We start from the raw sequence: 758 nt of genomic DNA, 5'->3' as shown, positions 1-758 counted from the left end.
ACTGTAACATTCGCAGAAGCCGTAAAATTCCCATCTAAAGTTTTGACCGTCACTGTCGCCGTCCCAGGACGATTGCCGATCAGCGAAGCGCTGCTTCCTGTTGAGATTATAGATACAACAGTTGGGTCGCTGCTTATCCACGATACTCGGGTATCGTTCGCATTCGCGGGCAGAACGGCAGCTGTTAATGTTCTGGTTTCGCCTTGAGTCATTGTTACGTTCTGTTGATCAAGAGTCACCCCACTCAAAGGGACGCGTTGAACGACTTGGAATGTCTTGCGATCCACTATCGTATAACCGTCATTGAGCATAAAGAGTGCATCATAAGTGCCAGGAGCTAGTCCACTGTTTAAACTAACTCTTCCGGATCCAGATTTTAGATAACTCCATAATAAAGATACACCGGCACCTGGAGGAACAGCTCCGGTTTTGTAGATGCCGACCCAATCTTTCCCGTTTAACGCAGCCCCATTATAGGATAGGGTAATGGCTTCCCCTTGGATGTACTGGAATTTGTCTAGTGTTAGATAGTCGGAAGCTGCTCCAACTTCTTTAACAGTAACGTTAATGCTTGTCGTCAATGGAACGCTGTTCGGGTTTTCAACTCCGAGAGGCAGGGTTACGGTCCCTGGCACCGAGAAGGTCTGCACCGTCTTGATAGCCGGATCGTAACTAATGCCGCTTAAATCCCAATTCACACTTGCGTCCACATTACCACCATCGGTTGCAAGAATTACTTTTATGGGCAATCCAAGAGC

At 47.6% G+C, this 758-nt stretch carries 1 protein-coding gene; it reads right to left on the bottom strand.

The genetic code is table 11. From position 1 onward, the window contains the following. On the bottom strand, nt 1-710 hold a 710-nt coding region (locus tag GC097_RS35065), incomplete at its 3' end, for an Ig-like domain-containing protein (RefSeq protein ID WP_216625879.1). Nucleotides 711-758: the final 48 nt, after the last annotated feature.

Origin of the sequence: Paenibacillus planticolens (assembly GCF_013141725.1) — a bacterium.
Taxonomy (GTDB): domain Bacteria; phylum Bacillota; class Bacilli; order Paenibacillales; family NBRC-103111; genus Paenibacillus_E; species Paenibacillus_E planticolens.
The sequence above is the reverse complement of the archived record's forward strand: the minus strand, read 5'-3'. Positions and strand labels throughout refer to the sequence as shown.